This is a genomic window from Arthrobacter sp. Soil_C_49 (assembly GCF_057656635.1).
Map to the genome: position 1 here is coordinate 141616 of NZ_JBDGJZ010000003.1, position 21173 is coordinate 162788.

The 21173-nt window shown below is 66.3% G+C and carries 24 protein-coding genes; 15 read left to right on the top strand and 9 right to left on the bottom strand.

What is annotated here, in order from left to right:
* Positions 1-6 precede the first annotated feature (6 nt).
* Together AC3A4Z_RS06895 and AC3A4Z_RS06900 are read right to left on the bottom strand one after the other, a co-directional pair.
* On the bottom strand, positions 7-741 hold the full coding sequence (locus AC3A4Z_RS06895; protein WP_498710891.1) for a GAF and ANTAR domain-containing protein: 735 nt from the start codon (positions 739-741) through the stop codon (positions 7-9).
* A 289-nt stretch (positions 742-1030) separates the two neighbouring features.
* The gene (locus tag AC3A4Z_RS06900; RefSeq protein ID WP_498710892.1) at positions 1031-1288 is read right to left on the bottom strand and encodes a hypothetical protein; all 258 of its coding nucleotides are present in this window, start codon (positions 1286-1288) and stop codon (positions 1031-1033) included.
* A 430-nt stretch (positions 1289-1718) separates the two neighbouring features.
* Here AC3A4Z_RS06900 and AC3A4Z_RS06905 point away from each other — a divergent pair, with 430 nt between their 5' ends.
* From AC3A4Z_RS06905 to AC3A4Z_RS06920, 4 genes are all read left to right on the top strand, one after another.
* Complete coding sequence (locus tag AC3A4Z_RS06905) at positions 1719-1904, top strand: hypothetical protein (protein WP_498710893.1); 186 nt, start codon at positions 1719-1721, stop codon at positions 1902-1904.
* Complete coding sequence (locus tag AC3A4Z_RS06910) at positions 1894-2226, top strand: hypothetical protein (protein WP_498710894.1); 333 nt, start codon at positions 1894-1896, stop codon at positions 2224-2226. The genes AC3A4Z_RS06905 and AC3A4Z_RS06910 overlap by 11 nt, the downstream gene beginning before the upstream one ends.
* 356 nt (positions 2227-2582) lie before the next feature.
* Positions 2583-3359: a GAF and ANTAR domain-containing protein gene (locus AC3A4Z_RS06915; RefSeq protein WP_498710895.1), complete on the top strand. Its 777-nt coding sequence runs from the start codon at positions 2583-2585 to the stop codon at positions 3357-3359.
* Between the two features lie 309 nt (positions 3360-3668).
* Positions 3669-3866, top strand: a complete 198-nt coding sequence (locus tag AC3A4Z_RS06920) for a hypothetical protein (RefSeq protein ID WP_455835465.1) — start codon at positions 3669-3671, stop codon at positions 3864-3866.
* 80 nt (positions 3867-3946) lie between these two features.
* On the opposite strand, the gene trxB is transcribed toward AC3A4Z_RS06920, so the two are convergent.
* Entirely contained in the window at positions 3947-4972 is a 1026-nt protein-coding gene (gene trxB, locus AC3A4Z_RS06925; RefSeq protein WP_498710896.1) for a thioredoxin-disulfide reductase, read from the bottom strand.
* A 150-nt stretch (positions 4973-5122) separates the two neighbouring features.
* On the opposite strand from trxB, the gene AC3A4Z_RS06930 reads away from it, so the two are divergent.
* The 4 genes from AC3A4Z_RS06930 (at position 5123) to AC3A4Z_RS06945 (ending at position 9087) form a co-directional block, all read left to right on the top strand.
* Positions 5123-5965 carry a CPBP family intramembrane glutamic endopeptidase gene (locus tag AC3A4Z_RS06930; protein WP_498711130.1) on the top strand — a complete coding sequence of 281 codons (843 nt, stop codon included), beginning with the start codon at positions 5123-5125 and terminating at the stop codon, positions 5963-5965.
* A 42-nt stretch (positions 5966-6007) separates the two neighbouring features.
* Entirely contained in the window at positions 6008-6283 is a 276-nt protein-coding gene (locus tag AC3A4Z_RS06935) for a hypothetical protein (protein ID WP_498710897.1), read from the top strand.
* A gap of 171 nt (positions 6284-6454) precedes the next feature.
* Positions 6455-8488 (top strand): penicillin acylase family protein, encoded by a 2034-nt coding sequence (locus AC3A4Z_RS06940; RefSeq protein ID WP_498710898.1) that lies wholly within the window; start codon positions 6455-6457, stop codon positions 8486-8488.
* On the top strand, positions 8485-9087 hold the full coding sequence (locus AC3A4Z_RS06945) for a GNAT family N-acetyltransferase (protein ID WP_498710899.1): 603 nt from the start codon (positions 8485-8487) through the stop codon (positions 9085-9087). The genes AC3A4Z_RS06940 and AC3A4Z_RS06945 overlap by 4 nt, the downstream gene beginning before the upstream one ends.
* 11 nt (positions 9088-9098) lie before the next feature.
* On the opposite strand, the gene AC3A4Z_RS06950 is transcribed toward AC3A4Z_RS06945, so the two are convergent.
* The 5 genes from AC3A4Z_RS06950 to AC3A4Z_RS06970 all read right to left on the bottom strand — a co-directional run bounded on the left by AC3A4Z_RS06950 (position 9099) and on the right by AC3A4Z_RS06970 (position 13048).
* On the bottom strand, positions 9099-9278 hold the full coding sequence (locus AC3A4Z_RS06950) for a hypothetical protein (RefSeq protein ID WP_455835470.1): 180 nt from the start codon (positions 9276-9278) through the stop codon (positions 9099-9101).
* 50 nt (positions 9279-9328) lie between these two features.
* Positions 9329-10069, bottom strand: coding sequence for a hypothetical protein (locus AC3A4Z_RS06955; protein ID WP_498710900.1), 741 nt, complete (start codon positions 10067-10069; stop codon positions 9329-9331).
* Between the two features lie 182 nt (positions 10070-10251).
* Positions 10252-11292, bottom strand: a complete 1041-nt coding sequence (locus AC3A4Z_RS06960; RefSeq protein WP_498710901.1) for an NAD(P)-dependent alcohol dehydrogenase — start codon at positions 11290-11292, stop codon at positions 10252-10254.
* Positions 11293-11403: 111 nt separating this feature from the next.
* Positions 11404-11808 (bottom strand): (R)-mandelonitrile lyase, encoded by a 405-nt coding sequence (locus tag AC3A4Z_RS06965; RefSeq protein ID WP_498710902.1) that lies wholly within the window; start codon positions 11806-11808, stop codon positions 11404-11406.
* A complete protein-coding gene (locus AC3A4Z_RS06970; protein ID WP_498710903.1) occupies positions 11798-13048 on the bottom strand; it encodes a multidrug effflux MFS transporter in 1251 nt (416 codons plus the stop codon). Before AC3A4Z_RS06970 ends, AC3A4Z_RS06965 begins: the two co-directional genes overlap by 11 nt.
* A 140-nt stretch (positions 13049-13188) precedes the next feature.
* Here AC3A4Z_RS06970 and AC3A4Z_RS06975 point away from each other — a divergent pair, with 140 nt between their 5' ends.
* Positions 13189-14070: a helix-turn-helix transcriptional regulator gene (locus AC3A4Z_RS06975; protein ID WP_498710904.1), complete on the top strand. Its 882-nt coding sequence runs from the start codon at positions 13189-13191 to the stop codon at positions 14068-14070.
* 113 nt (positions 14071-14183) lie between these two features.
* Here the strand turns inward: AC3A4Z_RS06975 and AC3A4Z_RS06980 are convergent, their stop codons facing one another.
* Positions 14184-14411, bottom strand: a complete 228-nt coding sequence (locus AC3A4Z_RS06980; RefSeq protein WP_498710905.1) for a hypothetical protein — start codon at positions 14409-14411, stop codon at positions 14184-14186.
* A gap of 230 nt (positions 14412-14641) precedes the next feature.
* Here AC3A4Z_RS06980 and AC3A4Z_RS06985 point away from each other — a divergent pair, with 230 nt between their 5' ends.
* Genes AC3A4Z_RS06985 through AC3A4Z_RS07010 form a run of 6 tightly spaced genes read left to right on the top strand, consistent with a single transcriptional unit; the run spans position 14642 to position 21169 of the window.
* Positions 14642-15766 carry an ABC transporter substrate-binding protein gene (locus tag AC3A4Z_RS06985; RefSeq protein WP_498710906.1) on the top strand — a complete coding sequence of 375 codons (1125 nt, stop codon included), beginning with the start codon at positions 14642-14644 and terminating at the stop codon, positions 15764-15766.
* Positions 15763-16626, top strand: coding sequence for an ABC transporter permease (locus AC3A4Z_RS06990; RefSeq protein WP_498710907.1), 864 nt, complete (start codon positions 15763-15765; stop codon positions 16624-16626). The genes AC3A4Z_RS06985 and AC3A4Z_RS06990 overlap by 4 nt, the downstream gene beginning before the upstream one ends.
* A complete protein-coding gene (locus AC3A4Z_RS06995; RefSeq protein ID WP_498710908.1) occupies positions 16602-17384 on the top strand; it encodes an ABC transporter ATP-binding protein in 783 nt (260 codons plus the stop codon). Before AC3A4Z_RS06990 ends, AC3A4Z_RS06995 begins: the two co-directional genes overlap by 25 nt.
* 25 nt (positions 17385-17409) lie before the next feature.
* A complete protein-coding gene (locus AC3A4Z_RS07000; protein ID WP_498710909.1) occupies positions 17410-18789 on the top strand; it encodes an LLM class flavin-dependent oxidoreductase in 1380 nt (459 codons plus the stop codon).
* Positions 18789-20141 carry an LLM class flavin-dependent oxidoreductase gene (locus AC3A4Z_RS07005; protein ID WP_498710910.1) on the top strand — a complete coding sequence of 451 codons (1353 nt, stop codon included), beginning with the start codon at positions 18789-18791 and terminating at the stop codon, positions 20139-20141. The genes AC3A4Z_RS07000 and AC3A4Z_RS07005 overlap by 1 nt, the downstream gene beginning before the upstream one ends.
* Positions 20138-21169 carry an aldo/keto reductase gene (locus AC3A4Z_RS07010; RefSeq protein ID WP_498710911.1) on the top strand — a complete coding sequence of 344 codons (1032 nt, stop codon included), beginning with the start codon at positions 20138-20140 and terminating at the stop codon, positions 21167-21169. The genes AC3A4Z_RS07005 and AC3A4Z_RS07010 overlap by 4 nt, the downstream gene beginning before the upstream one ends.
* Positions 21170-21173 lie beyond the last annotated feature (4 nt).

Below are 21173 nucleotides of genomic sequence, written 5' to 3' on the forward strand. Positions count from 1 at the left end.
CGGGTGCTAAGCGTCGAAGTGCGTCTGAACCCTGGTGCCCTGCAACTGTTCAATCAGTTCCGTGGCCACGTCGCGCAGCTTACGGTTGCGATTGCTGGAGACCTTGGTGAGGATCTCCATGGCTTCTGATTGCGAGCACCGGTTCTGGGCCATGATCACGCCGCAGGCCAGGTTGATGGCCGTCCTGTGCTGCATGGCTGCCTCCAGGTCCTCCGCCCGGGTTTCGGCCGAATTGATGCGGATGGACAGGCGCAGCGTGCTGTGTGCGGCGGCACCAAAGCCCACGGCCTTGTCGTAAACGTTCGGGGTAAAAACGCCCGGCCTGGACGCGAAGAAGTTCAGAGCGGCACTTGCTTCGCTGTTGATTTCCAGCGGCACGCCCAGCGAACTGTAGACGCCTGCCTCGGCGAATTTTTTGGTGAGCTCGGGCCACCGGGAGTCCGTTTCGACGTCGTCGATGATGACCGGTGACATTTCCCGCAACGCCCGAATGCAGGGGCCATCCCCGACGGCCTGCTCGATCCGGTCGAGCCGGATGGCACGATCGCTGCTGCCTGCAACGGTTGTGGGCCTGCGCCTCAATTTGAGAGTGACGGCGCACTCGACCGCGTTGCCGGCCACTTCGGAAACCGCTGCTGCGGCCAGTCCCGAGAGCCCCGAGAGGAACTCGGCAGCGTTTTCGGCCCCCACCAGGATGTTCTGTAACTGGCTAACGGGCTCGCTTTCGGGTGAACTCGACATGGTGCCCATATTACTGTCCCATCTCCCGGTTGGCAGTGGAGGCCTCTCGCAAACAACGGGATCTAGTCAGGCACCTCCATCTGGAATCCGCACGGACAGTGCAGCACCTTTGTTGTCAGGTATATGTCCAGGGCGTCCGCCGGTGGCCTGTCCGTGAACGCCGGCGCGCTGAGCCTGCGCAGCTCGGAGCCGGTCTTCCGCATGGGCTGGCCGCAGTGGATGTATTGGCCACCAAAGGCCAGAACCCCTTCAATTCGACTGTTGGGCCCCTCGGGATGGATCGACATTGTCAGGCCGCGGCAGGATAGCTGGACAGGATGTAATCGGCCGCTGCCGGGCCCACCATCCGCAGCCTGGTGTCGTTGAGGTCGATGCCGGCGCGGCGCATCGCTGCCCGGAAGGTGACATCCGGTTTGGCTTCCACATCCTTGAGCAGGCACCAACTGACGTAGAGCCCGTAGAGGCAATCGGCAGACATTGGGCAGTCGGTGTCGAATTCCGGAACGGTGGATTCAGCAAGGAACTGTGAGAAATGCGAGGCAGCCATGATGGCTCACTTTCGCTGGTGTGCATCCATCCGCCGTCGTGCTACAGCGGTGGCTCCTGAAGGCCCTGCACATGACCCGGAGCGGGGGCGCCACACACGTGTGACACCAACCACTTCGAATGTACGCACTGGCCGTCCACCTGTCCAGTAAAAGCCTTCCACCGCTTTACCCCCGCGGTTACTCCTCGAACTGCGTCCGCGGGGCGGGATCCGGCGAGACTGATTCGATGGCGCCTGCCGCTACGTCCCGCGCTTGGTTTTGCGACAGTTGGGGGCCTTCCTTAGATGCCAACGTCCTCCCCTAGGCGCTGGGCGTTGCACCACATCTTCCCGTGATATGCGCCCGCCGTTCGTAGTCCTTGAGTACGGGCAGCCTCCCTGCGAGGGCGGGTCAAGCAACCGCGGAAAGCCCTGGCTCTATGCTGGGACCATGGCGCAGCAACTTCCCCTTGACGGCCCCAGCACCGTGATTGCTCGTATCCAGGGGCTGCCGCTCTGGCACATCCAAGCCAGCGAGGCGCCCCACAAAATGACCGAGGGCCGTCAGCCGTCCGGATACACCCGCGGCCTTGGAAACCATTCCTGGGGCGTGGTTGGAGACGCCCATGGGCTTTGATCCCAAAGAACCGGAACAACGGCGCATGCTCCGTGCAGCCATGAAGGCCGCGGGCATCTCCGTATCGGAGCTCTGGTTGAAATACTTTGGCATGTCCGGAGATGCCGGCAATTACGAGGTGGAAGCCTATTTGCAGGGGCTGCTGTCACTGCCACCTGTACAGCGCGATTTGTTGGCGCTGGCGGCCAATGAACTTATTGACAATCTTCCCCGGCCCCATGCACCTTTATCTGACGATTTCGACCGCGCCCCGCGCCCCCGTCCAGCCGCATCAGAGATCCTGGAAGACGGCATCGGACGGCACCCGGAGCCGGACGAGTAGATCCAACGACCGGGCATATCAATAGATCCGGCACCGGCGTAGTGTCGGTTGTGGGAGATTTCGGGTTACCGACAGATCCAAGCGTTTTGAATGATCGTGACCGCCGCGTAAAGAGCGGAGGCCCTAGCCACTGGCTATGGCCCAGCCGGACCGGGCCGAAGAACGGCGCGGAACACTGCCGCGCTTCAGGACGAATGCCCTTCCGTTGGCCCAATTATCGACGTACCGCCAAGGGCTGTGCAGCGGAGTCGACAAGATGTCCCCGGGTGCCTACGTCCATGAAGTGCTTGACAGCCCGGCCCGGCAGTCACCCTGGTGGCCACGGCCATGACGAAACTGAAAGAAGGCGAATCAGTGTGACAAACCACGAGCCCACCGCCGGGGATCACAGCGCACTGCCGCCTTCCGGCCCGGCCCAGGACCTTGAGGCGCTTCTGAAGGAACTGGTCCTGGACAGCAATGACGTGGTCAGCTTCCTCACCGACGTGGCGCTGATTGCCTCGTCCCGGTTGTCCTCCCCGGGCAATCGGATCCACAGCGGCGTCACCGTCATGCGCCGCAAGCGACCCGAAGCTGTGGCCGGCAGCGACAGGGCGGCGCGTGCCCTGGACGAGCTGCAAAACGGATTCAAGGACGGCCCCTGCCTGACGGCCCTTCGGAATGGAACCGCACTCCTGGTTCCCGACCTGGCCGAGGAGCGGCGCTGGCCTCACTACATCAAGGCCGCCCAGGAGAATGGCGTCTCCTCCATCCTTGCCGTACCGCTCAATCTCGCCGGGGAGGCCGAAGCCGTGTTGAACCTGTACTCCGGCTGCAGCAACGGATTCAGTGACGAGGACATCTCCGATGCGGAAGCGTTTGCCAGCCAGGCGGCAGGTTCCCTGCGGCTGGTGCTGCGCATCGCCCAGCTCAGTGACGCCAGGAACGATCTCGCCATCGCCATGCAGTCCCGCACCGTGATCGACATGGCCATCGGAGTCATCATGGCCGAGAACAGATGCAGCCGGGACACCGCGTTCCAGATCCTCACCAAGGCCTCCAGCTCCCGCAACATCAAACTGCGGGACGTGGCAGCTGCCGTCATCACCTCCATTTCGGCTGAGAAACAAATCGACACCTACTTCGACGAGTAGCCCCGCTGTTGGGGCGCTGCCAGTGCAGACGTGATGAGACTCACTTGCAATAATCCCCGTTTCGGTTGAGACGCTTTGCCCGCTCTGGGCACTATGGAAAAGCAGGTGGCCACCAGCGGGCTGACGCTCCCGGAAAGCGTGGTGTGCTTAGTCACATCACCCCTGCACCGGTTGCCAATCCCTCAAGCAACCTGCACCATGGAAGTAAGGGAATGCGCTTTCCCACTTGCAGTCAGTCCTCACCGACGAGGACACGGTCCGGGCAAAGAAGATTCCGGGCCGCCAACCGCATGAAATGGAAGTTGAATAATGACGTTCGATGCCAATAACTCCGTGACCCTCAAAATCTGGGACCGGTCCGCCCTGCACCACACGCTGGACGCCGCGGTGAATGACCTCTCGGCCCGCCACAACACCACCACGTGCAGGATTGCTGTCACCTGCAGCGGGCCGAACACGTTCACGTTGAGCGTCCGCGGCGAGGACCGCGCACTGGCCTCTGCCTAACGTACTTAAACAAACTGAAACGGACGACGCGGGAGGTTTACCGCCGTCGTCCGCTTCAGTTAACTCCCGTGGGTAGCCCGCTAGCTGTGGATGGGTTCCTCGACCAGGGCGGTGGCGATGCTGTCCGCGTCCTCCAGCGCCGCGAGGTAGCGTTCAGCGTCGAGGGCGGCAGAGCAGCCGGTGCCGGCCGCGGTGATCGCCTGCCGGTAGCGGTGGTCCACGGCGTCGCCGCAGGCGAACACGCCGGAGATGTTGGTGACGGTGGTGGGTGAATCCACCTTGATGTAGCCGTCCTCGTCCAGATCCACCTGCCCGGTCAGCAGCTCGGTACGGGGCACGTGGCCGATGGCGACGAAAATGCCCGTAGCAGCCTGGTGCCGGGTCTCCCCCGAACGCGTGTCCGTCAGAGTCACGCCGGACACTTTCCCGTCACCGTGGATGGCGGTGACCGCGGAGTTCCAGGCGAACGTGATCTTGGGGTTGTCCTTGGCCCGCTGCGCCATAATGCGGGACGCGCGCAGTTCGTTCTTGCGCACTACGACGGTGACGGACTTTCCGAACCGGGTCAGGAACATCGCTTCCTCCATGGCCGAATCGCCGCCGCCCACCACAATGATGTCCTGCTCGCGGAAGAAGAACCCGTCGCAGGTGGCGCACCAGGAAACCCCATGGCCGCTGAACTTCTTCTCCTCCGGCAGGCCGAGTTCCTTGTACGCGGAGCCGGTTGCAAGAATAACGGCCGGGGCCCGGTGGGTCTCACCGCCGCCGGTGACCACAGTCTTGAGGTGACCCTTCAGCGAAACCTCGGTGACGTCGTCGAACACCACTTTGGCGCCGAACTTCTCGGCCTGCTCCTGCAGCCCGTCCATCAGCTCCGGCCCCTGGATGCCGCCGGGGAAGCCGGGAAAGTTCTCCACTTCGGTGGTGTTCATCAGGGCACCGCCTGCGGTGACGGATCCCGCGAGGACCAGGGGCTCCAGGCCGGCGCGGGCCGCGTAGATGGCGGCGGTGTAGCCGGCGGGGCCGGAACCGATGATGATCAGCTGTTCGGTGGCGGGGTGCTGGTTGTTCGTATCAATGGTCACGGCGGGCTTCCTGGCGGTCATTGGTCTCTCCTGGGACTCGTGGGGGAACGAACGGCGGGATACCGTTTAATTGTGCGCGTTCGATGGGCGCGGCTTGTACAGAACCTACCTGCAGGGCAAGGAATGAGTGTGGCATCAAGTCGGAACACCCGGGGCAATACTGAAGAGTCCATGGCGCAGCCGTCCAGGCATGACCAACTGCTCCAGGCGCGGCCTGCCAGGCTGCGCGGCACCTCCCTGAACGTGATCCCGGCAGCGCTCGTTTCGGCGTCGGGCTTTCTGCTGTTTGTGCGCGAGGACCGCCTGTCCGGCTTCCTGCTCCTGGCTGCCGCCATGGTGCTGGCTGGAATCATCAACCGGCGGCTGCTCATTGACCTGGCGCTGATTGCCGTGGGGTTGACCGCTATGAGCCTGGTGCCCATCACCACCGATATCAGTACCGAGCACATGGCCGTGATGGGGACAGCGATGATCCTGGCGGTCGGTATCCCCTATGCGGTGTCGCGGTTCATCACCAAGGACCATGCCATCCGCTTTCCCGTGCGGACCGGCCAGCCGTGGACCCGCGCCGAAAAGTGGTACCTGCCCGCGGTCCTGGTGATCGGGTACGCACTCATGCCCGTTTATATGATCCGGACCGGTGTCTACAACAACTGGCCGGCCGTCAGCGACCCGGAAGGCATTGCGAGGCTCTTCCTGGGGACCAACGTGCTGGGCATCTGGGATGAGCTCTTCTTCATCTGCACCGCGTTCACACTCCTGCGCCGGCATCTTCCGGACTGGCAGGCCAACCTGCTGCAGGCCGTGCTGTTCACGTCCTTCCTGTGGGAGCTGGGTTTCCACGCCTGGGCACCGTTCTTCATCTTCCCGTTTGCGCTGCTGCAGGCCCGGCTGTTCACCATCACCAGGTCGCTGTCCTACATCGTGAGCGTGCACCTGCTGTTCGACTTCGTGCTGTTCCTGGTGCTCATCCACGCGCACAACCGCGAGTGGATCGACATTTTCCTGTACTGATGTGCCCTGGACGTGCACTATCGCCGCGCCCATAGTTGAAGCGTGCAGACACCTGACCCTGAACTGGAGGCCCTCCGGCAGCGCGCGGAGCACGGCGACTCGGACGCTGTGGACGAACTCGTTGAACGCGCTGCCGGGCGCGGGGACCTGGCCGAACTCCGGCGGCTTGCTGATGCCGGCAGCCGGGACGCGGCAGACCAGCTCGTGGAATCTGCCGGCGAACAGGGCGACCTGGATGAGCTGCGGCGGCTGGCGGCGTCGGGGAACCGGGATGCCGCCGACGTGCTGGCCGAAATGGAAGAGGAAGCCGGCGACTAGTCGGCGGAGGCTGCCCCCTATGTTTCACGCCCCGTTTTGGGAAGCACAGCACCGGCCATCTACGCTTACTTAGGTTCGCCTAAGAAGAAGGACTGACCGTGCGTCCCACTCCCTCGCCTGGCCCTGCCCGTGCCTGCTGAGACCTTCCGTGATGCTTGGGGCATCCCCCACTTGCGCGCGGATTCTGCCGACGAGCTGGCTTTCCTGCAGGGGCGCAACGCCGCCATGGACCGTTCGTGGCAGATCGAGATGGAGCGCTGGCGCTCCGAAGGCCGGACCGCCGAACAAATCGGCGCCGAGGGCCTGGTCTGGGACCGGTTTGCCCGCCAGGCACGCATCGATGACACCGCCAGGCGCTGCTTCCAGAACCTGGACGCGGAAACCCGGCGCTGGTGCACCGCCTACATGGACGGCGTCAACCAGGCCCTTGAGTCCGGCCGGCGGGACGCGCCGGAGTTCCGGGATACCGGCACCACGCCCGAACGGTGGGAGCCGTGGACTCCGCTCGGCGTCTTCCTGGTCCACCACATCCTCTTCAGCACGTTTCCCAACAAGCTCTGGCGGGAGCACGTGGCCGCCACCCTCGGCCCCGAAGCCGTGGAACTCTTCAGCATCGAAGCTCCGGTCTGGGCCGGCAGCAACGCCTGGGCCGCCGCCGGCAGCCTTACGGCCTCCGGTTCTCCGCTGATCGCCGGCGACCCGCACCGGCTGATGGAACTGCCCGGCGTGTATCAGCAGGTGCGCCTCGCCTGCCCTGAGTTCGACGTCGTGGGGCTGGCTTTCCCGGGCGTCCCCGGACTTCCCCACTTCGGTCATACCGGGACAGCGGCCTGGGCGGTCACCAACGCCATGGCGGATTACCAGGATCTCTTTATTGAGCAGCTGCAGCAGACCGGCGGCACCCTCCAGGCGCTGGGGCCGGACGGCTGGGAGCCCGTGCTGGCGCACCATCAGGAAGAGATCCTGGTCCGCGGCGGCGGGGCCGATTTCGTCGAGGTGATCGAAACCGGGCGGGGTCCGGTGATCACCGGCGGGCCCGACGGCGGCGCGGTGAGCCTGCGGACGCCGTCGCGCTTTGCCGGGACGCTGGGTTTCGAGGCCCTCCTTCCGCTCCTGCGGAGCCGCTCAGCCGCCGAGGTGGAGGACGCCCTGGAATCCTGGGTTGAGCCCGTCAACTGCGTGCTCGCCGCCGACTCCGGCGGGGACGTGCGCCAGCTGGTGGCCGGCAAGGTTCCAGCCCGGAACCCGGAGAACCGCGTCCGGCCCGTGCCTGCCTGGTCCCCTGGGCATCAATGGACAAGCGCCTGGGTGGACCTGCCCGCCCGCACTGTCACCGGTCTCGGAGTCAACGCCAACGACCGCGATTCCGGCGGCGGGGACAGAACCGGTCTCGAGTTTGCGCCCGCACACCGCGCACGCCGCATCCGCAACCTGCTTGAGGAAGCCGGTTCCGGGCTGGATGCGGACGTTATGCAGCGCATCCATATGGACACCCTGCTTGGCCCGTGGCCCGCCTTCAGGACGCTCCTCGAAGGGCTGGGCGAACTCTCCGATCCTGCCGGGGAGTTGCGGGCGGAGTTGTTGTCGTGGGACGGCGAGATGCGCACGGACAGCAAGCAAGCCGCAGTCTTCTCGGCCTGGCGTTCGGCGCTGGTCCTCGCGCTGACCGGCAGCCAGGCGCTGACGCCACTCGCGGCGGCACATGGCCGCTCCCCCTTGTTTGCACCCTGGCTGCACCCGACCGCCCGGGTGGGTTTCGCCGTCGAAACCATCCTGGCAAAGGGCCACCGGTTCGGAATCGATATCAACGGCGCCGCCCGGCAGGCGCTGGAGGAGGTGGTCGCCACACCTCCCGCTGAAACCTGGGGAAACAGCCACACGTTGTTGCCGCTGCATGCGCTGGCAGACTACCCGTCCACGGGGGCCTCCGCTCCGGTTCTGCCAGTCACCGCGCTTTCGGGGGACACGAACTGTGTCCTGTCCACCGAAAGCCTGCCCGGCGTGACGGACGGCTCCTTCCGCGGCCCCGTGGCGCGGTACGTGTGGGACCTCTCGGACCGGACGAAGAGCCGGTGGGTGGTCCCGTTTGGCGCCTCGGGAGATCCGCAGCACCAACATTTCGCGAGCCAACTGCCGCTCTGGTCGGCGGGCGGGCTCATCCCCGTGGTCACCGACTGGAACCAGCTCACCAAGGAGAAGCCATGACCAGCACTGACACCGCACGGCCCTTCGCTGCCAGGGATTCCGTCTACGAGGAAGAGCTGCCGGGCCTGGGCCGGCTGCGGCTGGTTCTGATCGCACCCGAGGAGGACGCGGACCTGATCCATGGCTGGGTCCGGGAGGAACGCGCTAAATTCTGGGGCATGGGCGCAATGAGCCGGGACGAGGTGCGCGACATCTACGACTTCCTGGACGGCCTGGACACGCACCACGGGTACCTGATGCTCGTGCAGGAACAGCCCGCGGGCATCTTCCAGACGTACGAGCCCTTTGAGGACCCGGTGGGCGAGGTGTACCCGGCACGGCCGGAAGATACGGGCATGCACCTCCTGCTCGCCCCCGCCGAACGGCCGGTGCCGGACTTCACCGCCATCCTGATGACCGGGCTCATCCGCTTCCTGCTGTCCGACCCCGCGAAGGACCGGGTGGTGGCGGAACCGGACGCCCGCAATGCGAAGGCCATTGGCCGTCTCGTGGGCTTCGGCTTCGAGGCCGGGCCGAAGGTGCAGCTGACCGAAAAGGAAGCCCAGCTCGTGTTCCTGTCCCGGGAAACGTTCGAGTTACGGACGGCCCTTCGGGGCTAAGGCAGCCGGCATTACTCGTCGCCGTTGTCCTTCGCTTCCAGGTATTTCGCCATGGCTTCGCAAGCCTGGTTCCAGCGCGCGTTCATCGCGTGCCGGCTCAACGGTGAGAACATGCCGTCGAGGACTTTCTCCACTGCGTCGTATGCGGCATCCAGGGCTCGTTCCTGCGCCGCCGGGGTGTAGTAGTTCATGGCAGTAATTCGTTGTGGTGGTGGACTCGGATGGCGGATAAACGTCGGGTTTAACCGGCTGGCCGGAGCGACGTGATCATCTGCCGGATGTTTTGGTACTCGGTGGTGTCCATGTACTTCCGGGCCTGCTCCAGATACGGCAGGGATTCTGCCCCTGGAGTCCTGTTGTTGTCCGGATTGTAGAAGGCACCGAACATCGCCGCGGTGGGTGGCCACGTGAAGAAGTGGAAGATGGGGCAGGCTGAATCCCCAGTAGGAGCCGCAACCGTCGTGATGCCGTACGCCGCCGCAGGGGTGTTGGCCGGGCCGGGAGCGGCGGCGTCGCCCCGGGTCTCAAAGACGTACCGGGGCACGTGGCTGGCCTGTGCCAGCGCCGGCAATTCCTGCGACTCAAACTCCGAGTAGGGGTACTTTTCCGTGCACGTTGACCCCGTGGCCATGTTCGTCCGCAGCGTGGCCAGCGGCCTGCCGGCCTCGTTGGTGACCTCGGCGAAAGCCCCGCCGCCTTCGGGCAGTTCCCCTGCCGGGTCCCGCACGCTCCAGGCGGACGGAAGGTCGAAGACCAGCTGTCCGTCAGCAGTGGTGAAAGTTTTCCAGGCTGGTTTTGTGGCGCTGGTGGAGGGTGTTGCGGTCACCGTCGCGATGGCCGGGGGTGAAGTGAGGGTCGGAGCGGGGGCGGCGGACGTGCCAGGCGACGTCGTCGTCGAAGTTGGCGGTGCCGCCTGCGGGCCGCACCCGCCGAGCACAACAGCAAGAATCAACGCGGGAAGCACCCCGCCGGACCTGCGCATTTCCAACCTCCAAGGACTCAAGAACTGGTTCTTAAAGTGTGGAACCGCCGGAAGGTTTCGGACCTGGCTCGGGCTGATTGGCGCCGAACCGTTGCGGCGAATAACGAAAGAGCAGTGGCGGGTTAAAGCCCGACGGCGGCCCGCCCCCTTGGAAGCGGGCCGCCGTCGCACGCTTTTTGTTACTAGAGGGTGGCGGTGTCGATCACGAAGCGGTAGCGGACGTCCGAGGCGAGGACGCGCTCGTAGGCATCGTTGATCTTCTCGGCCGGGATAACCTCGATCTCCGCGCCGAGGTGGTGCTCGGCGCAGAAGTCCAGCATCTCCTGGGTTTCGCGGATTCCGCCGATCATCGAGCCGGCAAAGGACCGGCGGCCGCCGATCAGCGCGAAGGCGTTGACCGGGAGCGGCTCGGCGGGGGCACCGACGTTCACCAGGGCGCCTTCGAGGGCCAGCAGCTGCAGGTAGGAGCTGATGTCGATGGAGGCGCTGACGGTGTTGATGATCAGGTCAAAGGTACCCGCGAGCTCCTTGAAGGTGTTCTCGTCGCTGGTGGCGAAGTAGTGGTCTGCGCCCAGGCGCAGCCCGTCTTCCTGCTTCTTCAGCGACTGCGACAGGACCGTCACTTCGGCGCCCATGGCGTGGGCGAGCTTGACGGCCATGTGGCCGAGGCCGCCGAGGCCGACGACGGCAACCTTCTTGCCGGGGCCGGCACCCCAGTGCCGCAGCGGGGAGTACGTGGTGATGCCGGCGCACAGCAGCGGTGCGGCGACGTCCAGATCCAGGCCCTCAGGGATGCGCACCACGAAGTCTTCGGTCACCACAACGTGGCTGGAGTAGCCGCCCTGGGTGATGGTGCCGTCGCGGTCCACCGCGCCGTACGTGCCCACCATCGAGTTGAGGCAGTACTGCTCCTCACCCTTCAGGCAGTTGGCGCATTCGCGGCAGGAGTTGACCATGCAGCCGACGCCGACGCGGTCGCCCACGGCGTGCTTGGTCACGGCGGAACCCACTTCGGTGACGATGCCGGCGATTTCGTGGCCGGGGACCAGCGGGTACTGCTGCGGGCCCCAGTCGCCGCGGACGGTGTGGATATCGGAGTGGCAGATGCCGGCGAACTTGATCTCGATCAGGACGTCGTGCGGGCCCACTTCGCGGCGTTCGATGGTGGTGGCGATGAGGTCCTCTGTGGCGGACGGGGATGCATAGGCTTTGACGGTAGTCATGGCTCTCCTGTTGTTCTTGGGGGTTCTCTAGAATGCTAGCGGGGTGGAAGACCGGCTGACCGGCCTATGGGGCCTTCAGGGGTGGTCCTGTTGATACTGGGTCTGGCAGTCCTACCCTTGGCCTTCGTACTGGTCGTCGGTGACGTGCTCTGCCCAGATGGTGGTTTTGGCGGGATCGTCACCGTTCTCGAGGATGGCGATGTGCTCCATGAAGGTTCCGTTGGCCGAGGCATGCCAGTGCTCTTCCCCGGGCGGGGTGTAGAGCGTCTGCCCGGGGTGCACTTCGATGATGTTGCCGTCACGGGTGCCGAAGCGGGCAACACCTGCGGTGACGTGCAGGTACTGGCCACGTTCATGCGAGTGCCATGCGGTGCGGGCGCCGGGCGCGAAACGAACTTTGGCGACTACTGCCCGCTGCTCAGGGCCATGAGGTGCGGCAATGACGTCCACCCACACGTCGCCGGCGAACTGCTCCGGCGGATTCTTGACGGTTTCACGGGCTGGTTCAATGTTCATGTGCTTGTACCTCCTGGAAGGGAATGGGTTTGGAATGCGGGCGGGCCAGGACAAGGAGCCCGAACAGGGACAGCAGGGCTCCGCCGATCATGAGCAGGGCCATGGGCACGGCCGTATTTTCGCCGCCGAGGCCGGCGATCGGCGCCACGATGCCCGCGGTGGTCCACTGAACGAGTCCCAGGACGGCGGAACTGGTGCCGGGGTGTTGGGGCACTTCCGCTGAAGCGAGCGCGCCGCCGTTGGTGTTGATCAGGCCCTGCGCCACCATAAGCGCGAAGAAGCTGCCCATGGCGACAAGCAGCGGGGTGGCCCACCACAGCGCTCCGGCCAGCATGGCCATCCCGGCGGCCAGGGCGATCAGCTGCCCCGCCAGGATGACCTTCCTGGTGGGGACCCGGCCGGCCAGCCTGGCTGAGACCAAGGCGGCGATTGTCATACCGCCGGCGTTCGCGGCGAACACGATGGAGTACATCACCGGAGACAGGCCGTTCATGTTCTGCAGGATGAACGCGGACGTGGCCACATACGCGAACAGGGCGATAAAGGCCGACGACGCCACCACCACGTAGCCGACGAAGCTGCGGTTTGAGAGTACTTCCTTCGCCGCGCGGCCGAATTCAGCCAGCCCGCCGGAGTGGCGTTTTTCCGGCGGGAGCGATTCCGGGACGACGAACAGGGCGCAGAGGGTCATCAGGATGCCCAGGGCGGCCAGTGTCCAGAAGGTCATCCGCCACCCGGTCAGCTGCAGGATCACCGCTCCGAGCAGCGGGCTGATGATGGGTGCCACACCGCCGATGCCCATGACGATGTTCAGCACCCGGACCAGCTGTGACCCATGCGCCAGGTCCACGATGACGGACCGGCCGATCACCATGGCCCAGCCGCCGCCAAAGCCCTGCAGGAACCGGGCGACCATCAGGATCGCGATGTTCGGGGCGAGGGCGCAGGCTACCGATGCCGCCGCCATGAGGACGGTGCCGGCCACCAGCGGCAGCCGCCGTCCGCGCTGGTCGCTGAAAGGCCCGCCCACCAGCTGGCCCAGCCCCATTCCGGCGAAGAACGTGGTGAGGGTCAGCTGTACCGCGGACGCCGGGCTGCCGAACTCCGCGGCCACGCGCGGGAAGGCCGGGACGTACATGTCGGTGGCCAGGGGTGCCACCGCCGTCAGGAAGATGACCGTGGCCACCAGCGTCGAGGGGACGGCGCCGGCGGTGGGCGCCCGCGTTGCGGTTGGCAGCATTCGTTGAAGGCTCCATCTGGTTGATGACGAAAGGGGATGGTTCCATCAAACCGACTCCAGGAGGTCCTAGTGAGGGCTCTGCTGAAACGGGTTTTGGCAGACCCTCCTTACGGGTTGGCCATTCGTCGTAACGTGTCCTTATGGATAACCGGGCCGAGGTACGCCAGTTCCTCTCCACGCGCCGCGGGCGCATCACGCCGGAGCAGGCAGGAATTGAACCGTACGGCGGACGGCGCCGCGTGCCCGGACTCCGGCGCGAAGAGGTGGCCCGGCTCGCCGGTGTCAGCGTGGATTACTACACCCGGCTGGAACGCGGCAACCTCTCCGGGGTTTCGGACAGTGTCCTCGATGCGATCGCACGCGCCCTGGAACTGGACCGGGCCGAGCATGATCATCTTTACGACCTGGCCCGGACGGCCAACATGTCCGGCCGCAAGCGTGCGGCGAGCGCCCCGCCAACCCGCGTCCGACCGGAACTCCAGTACCTCCTCGACACCATCACGGGAGCGCCGGCCTTCATCGGAAACAACCGTATGGACATCGTGGCCGCCAATACCCTGGGGTACGCCCTGTATTCGGATCTGTACCGCGGCCCAACGCGTCCGGCCAACCATTCACGCTTCATCTTCCTGGACCCCCGTGCGCACAACTTCTACACCGACTGGGAGCGGGCAGCGAACACCAACGTGGCAATCCTGCGCCGGGAGGCCGGCCGGAACCCGCATGACAAGGGCATCGCCGAGCTGGTGGGTGAACTGTCCATGCGCAGCGACGATTTCCGCACGCGCTGGGCTGCCCACAATGTCCGCCGTCACTATGCCGGGACAAAGTTTTTCCAGCACCCTGTGGTGGGGCTGCTCGAACTGAACTACCAGGTCCTGGGGCTGGAAGAGGACCCCGGGCATTCACTGACGGTCTACCCCGCCACCCCGGGCACTTCCTCCGAGGAAGCACTCAAGCTCCTGGCCTCGTGGGCGGCTACCGAGAAGATCGCCGAACTGGCGCAGGCGCACGCGGGCTGACTTCGCCCTGTGTTTAAAAGCTCAGCTTCCGGCCTGCCCGGCCCCAGGGACTCCAGCCCCTGGCGATGTCCAGACTCCATACACTCCCGACGGGAATGCCGCCGCCAGTCACGTTAACCACCGTTGCGGACCATGGCGCAACGTTGCCCGGTTTGTCCTTCTGATGGCGTCATGAGTAGCGCCGTTTCCTTCCGTTTCGCGTCTTTTAGAAGGTGCTGGCCAAGGCCCTGACGGCCGTGCTTAGGTGTTTCCACGGCCTCGGCCACGCAGCACCAAACAGCACCAAAACCAAGCAGGACGAACAGGAGGAACCGATGCCGGAAACCATCATCCGCAGCCACGGCACCCGCCCCTTCTGTTCCGACTGTTGCCCCACGCACCGAATGTGCGGCACGCGCAGCGGCGGCTTCCCCGCCACAGGCTGCCGGTAGCCGACAGCGCCCCGCACCTCAGGTTCCCCCAACTCCGCGGACCCTCTCTGAGGGCCAGCCCGGCCATGCCTTCCTCCGCTTCCGGATGCCGCTTGTCCGCGCCATTTTCCGTCCAACGCCAATCCTCCGAAAGGCCACCCATGACTTTCGCTGCATCCTCCCCTCCGCCCTCGGCCACACCCGGGACGTCCGGTTTCACCCGCCGTCGGGCACTGGGCGCCTTCCTGGCCCTGCCCGCACTCGGTCTCCTGACCGCCTGCGGAGGATCGGCAACAGCCGGCAACCAGAGCGTGGACCGGGCCTCGCTGGCACCGCTGGCCACGTCCGTTCCTGCCGGCACCACCATCAAAGTGGGCGACCCCACCGTCAAGGTGGCCCTGGAACTCTCTGGCCTCGACAAAGAGCTCGAGGGCTTCACCGTGGAGTTCGCCAACATTTCCGGCGGGCCCCAGACCACCGAGGCGTTCCGCGCCAACGCTCTTGATGTTGGTTCGGTGGCGGACATTCCGCCCATCCACGCCACCTGGACGGGCCTCGATGTCCGCATCATCGCCAGCGCCTACCGCCAGGACGCCGTGAACCACCCGATCTACGAACTGGGCATCGCACCGGGAGCCGGCATCTCATCCCTGGCGGAGCTGCGCGGCAAGAAAATCGCCTACAGCCCCGGACAGGCCCAGGGCGCCCTGGTGCTCCGGATCCTTGAAAAGGCAGGTCTTGCCCAGGATGACGTCAAGCTCATCGAACTCCCCAGCACCGGCGACACCTACTCCACGGCACTGTCCAGCAAGCAGGTGGACGCCGCGCCGCTGGGCGGTGTCCAGATCAAGCGCTACCTCGCCAAGTACAAGACCGACGGCGGCACTACCCTGCGGCATGGCCTGCGGGATGATCCGGGGCACCTTTACTCCCCCGCCAAAGTCCTGGCCGATCCCGCCAAGGCCGCTGCGCTGGCCGCCTACGTGAAGGTGTGGGGCAAAGCCCAGCGCTGGATCGAGGACCACCCGGAGGAATGGCTCGAGGGTTATTACGTCAAGGACCAGGGCCTGTCCCGCGAAGACGGCCAGTACCTGATCCAGGCCGCCGGCAAGCGGGACGTTCCCACCTCCTGGACCGAGGGCATCGAGCGGCACCAGCAGACCATCGACCTGCTGGCGAAGGAACAGAAGAAGCCCCAGCTAAAAGCGGCGGACCTTTATGACACCCGGTATGAGGCCATCGCCGGTACTGCCTTCGCCGAAGCGGCAAAGGCAGGTGCAGCATGAGCGCCGCCACTGTGCTGGAACGGCCCGCCGTCGAACCCCACCAGGACCCGGCCCTCGCGGGACGGGACGATATCCGGCCCACCGGAAGGCGGCTGGGACCGGGACCCCGCCGGCGGCTGGCGTGGCTGCTGGGGCCTGGCGCCCTTCTGGCACTGTGGACCATCGCATCCGCCACCGGCCTGCTGGACCCGCGGATCCTCTCCGAGCCGTGGACCGTGGTGGCCACCGCCGGTGAGCTCCTCGCCGACGGCAGGCTCCAGGAAAACCTGGCCATCTCCGCCCAGCGCGCCGGGCTGGGGCTCTTCTTCGGCATCGTGGTGGGCGCCCTGCTGGCCATGGTGTCCGGGCTGAGCCGGGTGGGTGAGGCCCTCATCGACGGGCCGGTGCAGATCAAGCGCGCCATCCCCGGCCTCGCCCTGATCCCGCTCCTTATCCTGTGGTTCGGCATCGACGAGACCATGAAGGTCCTCACCATCACGCTGGGCGTCTTCGTCCCCATCTATCTGCAGACCCACGCCGGGCTGCGCGGCATCGACCTGCGCTACGTTGAGCTCGCCCAGACCGTGGGCCTGAGCCGCGCCGCGTTCATCCGCAAGGTGGTCCTCCCCGGCGCCCTGCCCGGCTTCTTCCTGGGCCTGCGCTTCGCCGTCACCGGCGCCTGGGTGTCCCTGGTGGTGGTGGAACAGATCAACGCCACCAGCGGCATCGGCTACATGATGGAGCTCGCCCGCACCTACGGCCAGACCAACATTATCGTCCTCGGACTTGCCGTCTACGGCATTCTCGGCCTGATCTCCGACGGCGCCGTCCGCTTCATCGAACGAAAGGCCCTCTCATGGCAACGCACCCTGGCGGGCTGACCGCCGCCGCACCCGCCGGCCCCTCCTCCAGCGCCGTCACTGCAGTTTCGGTCCGGGACCTGATCCGCAGCTTCGGGCCCAAGGGCGTCCTGAACGGCGTGGACCTGGACATCGCACCGGGCGAATTCGTTGCCCTCCTCGGCCCCAGCGGCTGCGGCAAAAGCACCCTGCTGCGGGCACTCGCCGGGCTTGACCACGACGTGCGCGGCAGCGGCGTCATCAGTGTCCCCGAGCGCGTCTCGGTGGTCTTCCAGGACTCCCGGCTGCTGCCGTGGGACACGGTGCTGGGCAACGTCACCTTGGGTTTGCGGGAGTACGACGCCGAGACCCGCGCACGCAAGGCCCTCGCCGAAGTGGGGCTCGCCGGCCGGGAGAAGTCCTGGCCGCACGAGCTGTCCGGCGGCGAACAGCAGCGCGTGGCACTTGCCCGGTCGCTGGTCCGTGAGCCGCAACTGCTGCTGGCCGACGAACCGTTCGGCGCGCTCGATGCCCTGACCAGGATCAAGATGCACGGGCTGCTGCGCGACCTGGTGGCCGCCCACCGGCCCGCCGTCCTGCTGGTCACCCACGACGTGGATGAGGCGATCGCCCTCGCCGACCGGATCGTGGTCCTGGACAGCGGCCGCGTGGCCACCGTCCGGACCGTTGCGCCGGCGACCAGGACCTCCGCGGCCGGAACCCACACCGACGCTGCCGGGCACGAAGCCCTGCGCCACGAACTGCTCAACGACCTCGGCGTCGTCGCCGCCAACCACTGAACCTCCCTACCGAAGGACCAAACCCATGACTTCCGAAAACCCGTCCGAAAACCGCAAACTCCACCTCAACGCCTTCCTCATGAGCACCGGCCACCACGAAGCGTCCTGGCGGCTGCCGGAGAGCGACCCGCAGTCCAGCACAGACATCGAGCACTACAAGCAACTCGCCCGCACGGCGGAACGCGGCAAGCTGGACTCCATCTTCTTCGCCGACTCCCCAGTCCTGTTCGGTGAGGTGGGCCGACGACCGGCCGGCAAGCTAGAGCCCACCGTGCTGCTGACCGCCATCGCCGGCGCCACCGAACGCATCGGCCTGATCGCCACGGCCTCCACCACCTACAACGAACCCTTCAACCTCGCCCGCCGCTTCGCCTCAGTGGACTGGGTCAGCGGCGGCCGCGCAGGCTGGAATGTGGTGACCACCGCAGGCCCCGACGCCGCCCGGAACTTCGGCGTGGACGACCAGCCCGCCCACGCTGTGCGGTACGAACGTGCCGCAGAGTTCATCGAGGTGGCGCAGAAGCTGTGGGACAGCTGGCAGGACGACGCCGTCCTTGCGGACAAGGCTGAGGGCGTCTGGGGTGACGCGGACAAGATCCGGACCATCGACCACGAGGGCAAGCACTTCAAAGTCCGCGGGCCGCTCAACGTGCCCCGCTCGCCGCAGGGCCACCCGCTGATTGTCCAGGCCGGATCATCCGAGGACGGCAAGGACCTCGCCGCCCGGTACGCCGACGCAGTCTTCACCGCCCACCAGACCCTCGCCGACGCCCGGGAGTTCTACCGCGACCTCAAGGCCCGCACCGCAGCCGCCGGCCGGGACCCGGAAACCATCAAGATCCTCCCGGGCATCGTTCCCGTCATCGGCGCCACCGAGGAGGAAGCGTTGGAGCTGGAGCGGGAGCTGGACCGGCTGATCAAGCCCGAGTACGCCCGGATCCAGCTGGCCAAGACCCTGCGGGTGGCTCCGGAGGACCTGCCCCTGGACCGTCAACTGCCGGAGGACCTGCCCAGCGAGGACGAGATCGAGGGCGCCAAGAGCCGGTACACCTTGATCGTCCAGCTCGCCCGGCGCGAAAAGCTCACCGTCCGCCAGCTGATCGGCCGTCTGGGCGGAGGCCGCGGGCACCGCACGTTCACCGGAACGCCGGTCCAGGTGGCGGACGCCATCCAGGAATGGTTCGACGGCGGCGCGGCCGACGGCTTCAACATCATGCCGCCGGTGCTGCCCTCCGGGCTGGAGACGTTTGTGGACCAGGTGGTGCCGATACTCCAGGAGCGCGGCCTGTTCCGCACCGGCTACACCGGCACCACGCTGCGGGAGCACTATGGCCTGGAGCGCCCGGACAACCGTTTCGCCGGCGCCGCCGCTCCCGCGCTGGCCTCGATCGGTTCGGCCTTCTAATGGGCCGGCAGCTCAAGCTCAACCTGTTTATCTACCCTGGCGGACACCACGAGGCAGCCTGGCGGCATCCGAACTCCCGCACGGACCGGCTGCTGGACATCCGGTTTTACCAGGAGCTGGCCCAGCGCGCGGAAGCAGCAAAACTGGACGCGGTGTTCTACGCCGACGGTCCCGCGCTGGAGAACAACGTGCAGTACGCCAGCAGGTTCCGGATCGAGCCTTTCACCTGGCTTTCCGCGATCGCTGTCGCCACGGAACGGATCGGCCTGATCGGCACGGCCAGCACCACCTACCTGGAGCCGTACAACGCGGCCCGGCTGTTCGCGTCGCTGGACCATCTCAGCAACGGCCGCGCAGGCTGGAACATCGTGACCACGGGTGCGGAACGGGCGGCCCGGAACTTCGGGCTGGATGAGCACCCGCCGCATGCCGAACGCTACGCCCGCGCGGACGAGTTTGTCCGGGTGGCGGGCAAGTTGTGGGACAGCTGGGAGGACGCCGCCGTGGTGGCCGACGCCGACAGCGGGGTTTTCGCGGACACGGCCCGCATCCATCCCATCCAGCATGAGGGCGATTACTTCCGGGTGGAGGGAGCACTGAACACCCCGCGGTCCCCGCAGGGCAGACCGGTGTTTGTGCAGGCCGGATCCTCGGCGGACGGCAAGGCCTTTGCTGCCCGGCACGCCGAGGCGGTTTTCACTGCCCACCAGACCCTGCAGAGCGCGCAGGGGTTCTACGCCGATATCAAGGCGCAGGCGGCGGCGAACGGCCGGAACCCGGACCAGCTCCTGGTCCTGCCCGGCATCAGCCCCTACCTGGGCTCCACTGAGGCGGAGGCGCGGGCGCTCAAACAGGAATTCGACGAGCTCACCCAGCCGGAGTACGGGCTGGGGATCCTGCGTAAGCTGCTCGGCGTCGACCTGGACGGCGTGAAGCTGGACGAGGCCTTTCCGGCGGAACTGCTGGCGGAGGCAGGGCGCGCCGGGAGCCGCAGCCAGCTCCTCCTGGAGGTCATCCGGCGGGAAAATCCCACCGTCCGCCAGCTGCTGCACCGGTTTGCCGGGGCGCGCGGGCACTACGTCTTCGCCGGTACCCCGGTCCGGGTGGCGGACGAGATCCAGCGCTGGTTCGAGGACGGTGCAGCGGACGGATTCAACATCATGCCGCCCTGGCTTCCCGGCGGGTTCGACGCCTTCGCCGGCGAAGTGGTTCCCATCCTGCAGGCCCGCGGCCTCTTCCGCACTGAGTACACGGGCCGCACCTTGCGCGAGCACTTCGGCCTGGACCGGCCCCAAAGCCAGTACAGCCCCGAAAGCCAGAACAACAAGCAACTTCTAGGAGCATCCGCATGACCGAATACCGCAACCTGGGGTCCACCGGCCTCAAGGTCAGCCCGCTGACCCTCGGCACCATGATGTTCGGAGCCATCGGCAACCCGGACCACGAGGATTCCATCCGCATCATCCACCGCGCCCTGGACTCCGGCATCAACCTGGTGGACACCGCGGACGTCTACTCCAAAGGCGAGTCCGAGGTCATCGTGGGCAAGGCGCTCAAGGGCCGCCGGGACGAGGTGGTGCTGGCCACCAAGGTCCACGGCCGCCTCGGCGAGGACGTGAACCAGGCGGGGAACTCACGCCGGTGGATCATCCGGGAGGTGGAGGACAGCCTGCGGCGGCTGCAGACCGACTGGATCGACCTTTACCAGGTGCACCGGCCGGAACCGGACACTGACATCGACGAGACGCTCGGTGCGCTCACTGATCTGGTGCGGCAGGGCAAGATCCGCTACATCGGCACGTCCACCTTCGAGCCGGGGCAGATCGTGGAGGCCCAGTATGTGGCCCGCGAGCGCCACCGCGAGAGGCCGGTCACCGAGCAGCCGCCGTACTCCATCCTGGCCCGCGGCATTGAACGCGAAGTGCTGCCCCTGGCGCAGAAGCACCGGCTCGGCGTGCTGCCGTGGAGCCCGCTGGCCGGCGGCTGGCTGTCCGGGAGAATCAGGCCCGACGGCGCCCACGCCACCTCCAGCAGGGCCGCGCGGCAGCCGGAACGCCACGACCCGTCGTCGTCCGAAAACGCCCGCAAGACCCAGGCGGTACTGGAGCTGACAGAACTCGCCGACCAAGCAGGCCTTTCCCTGATCCACCTGGCCCTCGGCTTCGTGCTGGAGCACCCGGCGGTGACGTCCGCGATCATCGGGCCGCGCACGCTGGAGCACCTCGAGGGGGCGCTGGGCGCGGACAAGGTGAGCCTGTCCAATGAGGTGCTGGACCGGATCGACGAGATAGTCCCGCCGGGCACCACACTGAACCAGGCCGACGCCGGTTACCGGCCGCCGTCGTTGACTGACCCGCTGCTGCGGCGCCGCCGCCGCTGAACCG

Excerpts from the sequence above, each read along its gene's own strand:
- AC3A4Z_RS06895 (WP_498710891.1), bottom strand. The coding sequence starts at position 741 with ATGTCGAGTTCACCCGAAAGCGAGCCCGTTAGCCAGTTACAGAACATC.
- AC3A4Z_RS06900 (WP_498710892.1), bottom strand. The coding sequence starts at position 1,288 with ATGGCTGCCTCGCATTTCTCACAGTTCCTTGCTGAATCCACCGTTCCG.
- AC3A4Z_RS06905 (WP_498710893.1), top strand. The coding sequence starts at position 1,719 with ATGGCGCAGCAACTTCCCCTTGACGGCCCCAGCACCGTGATTGCTCGT.
- AC3A4Z_RS06910 (WP_498710894.1), top strand. The coding sequence starts at position 1,894 with ATGGGCTTTGATCCCAAAGAACCGGAACAACGGCGCATGCTCCGTGCA.
- AC3A4Z_RS06920 (WP_455835465.1), top strand. The coding sequence starts at position 3,669 with ATGACGTTCGATGCCAATAACTCCGTGACCCTCAAAATCTGGGACCGG.
- trxB (WP_498710896.1), bottom strand. The coding sequence starts at position 4,972 with ATGACCGCCAGGAAGCCCGCCGTGACCATTGATACGAACAACCAGCAC.
- AC3A4Z_RS06930 (WP_498711130.1), top strand. The coding sequence starts at position 5,123 with ATGGCGCAGCCGTCCAGGCATGACCAACTGCTCCAGGCGCGGCCTGCC.
- AC3A4Z_RS06945 (WP_498710899.1), top strand. The coding sequence starts at position 8,485 with ATGACCAGCACTGACACCGCACGGCCCTTCGCTGCCAGGGATTCCGTC.
- AC3A4Z_RS06950 (WP_455835470.1), bottom strand. The coding sequence starts at position 9,278 with ATGAACTACTACACCCCGGCGGCGCAGGAACGAGCCCTGGATGCCGCA.
- AC3A4Z_RS06955 (WP_498710900.1), bottom strand. The coding sequence starts at position 10,069 with ATGCGCAGGTCCGGCGGGGTGCTTCCCGCGTTGATTCTTGCTGTTGTG.
- AC3A4Z_RS06960 (WP_498710901.1), bottom strand. The coding sequence starts at position 11,292 with ATGACTACCGTCAAAGCCTATGCATCCCCGTCCGCCACAGAGGACCTC.
- AC3A4Z_RS06965 (WP_498710902.1), bottom strand. The coding sequence starts at position 11,808 with ATGAACATTGAACCAGCCCGTGAAACCGTCAAGAATCCGCCGGAGCAG.
- AC3A4Z_RS06970 (WP_498710903.1), bottom strand. The coding sequence starts at position 13,048 with ATGCTGCCAACCGCAACGCGGGCGCCCACCGCCGGCGCCGTCCCCTCG.
- AC3A4Z_RS06975 (WP_498710904.1), top strand. The coding sequence starts at position 13,189 with ATGGATAACCGGGCCGAGGTACGCCAGTTCCTCTCCACGCGCCGCGGG.
- AC3A4Z_RS06985 (WP_498710906.1), top strand. The coding sequence starts at position 14,642 with ATGACTTTCGCTGCATCCTCCCCTCCGCCCTCGGCCACACCCGGGACG.
- AC3A4Z_RS06990 (WP_498710907.1), top strand. The coding sequence starts at position 15,763 with ATGAGCGCCGCCACTGTGCTGGAACGGCCCGCCGTCGAACCCCACCAG.
- AC3A4Z_RS06995 (WP_498710908.1), top strand. The coding sequence starts at position 16,602 with ATGGCAACGCACCCTGGCGGGCTGACCGCCGCCGCACCCGCCGGCCCC.
- AC3A4Z_RS07000 (WP_498710909.1), top strand. The coding sequence starts at position 17,410 with ATGACTTCCGAAAACCCGTCCGAAAACCGCAAACTCCACCTCAACGCC.
- AC3A4Z_RS07005 (WP_498710910.1), top strand. The coding sequence starts at position 18,789 with ATGGGCCGGCAGCTCAAGCTCAACCTGTTTATCTACCCTGGCGGACAC.
- AC3A4Z_RS07010 (WP_498710911.1), top strand. The coding sequence starts at position 20,138 with ATGACCGAATACCGCAACCTGGGGTCCACCGGCCTCAAGGTCAGCCCG.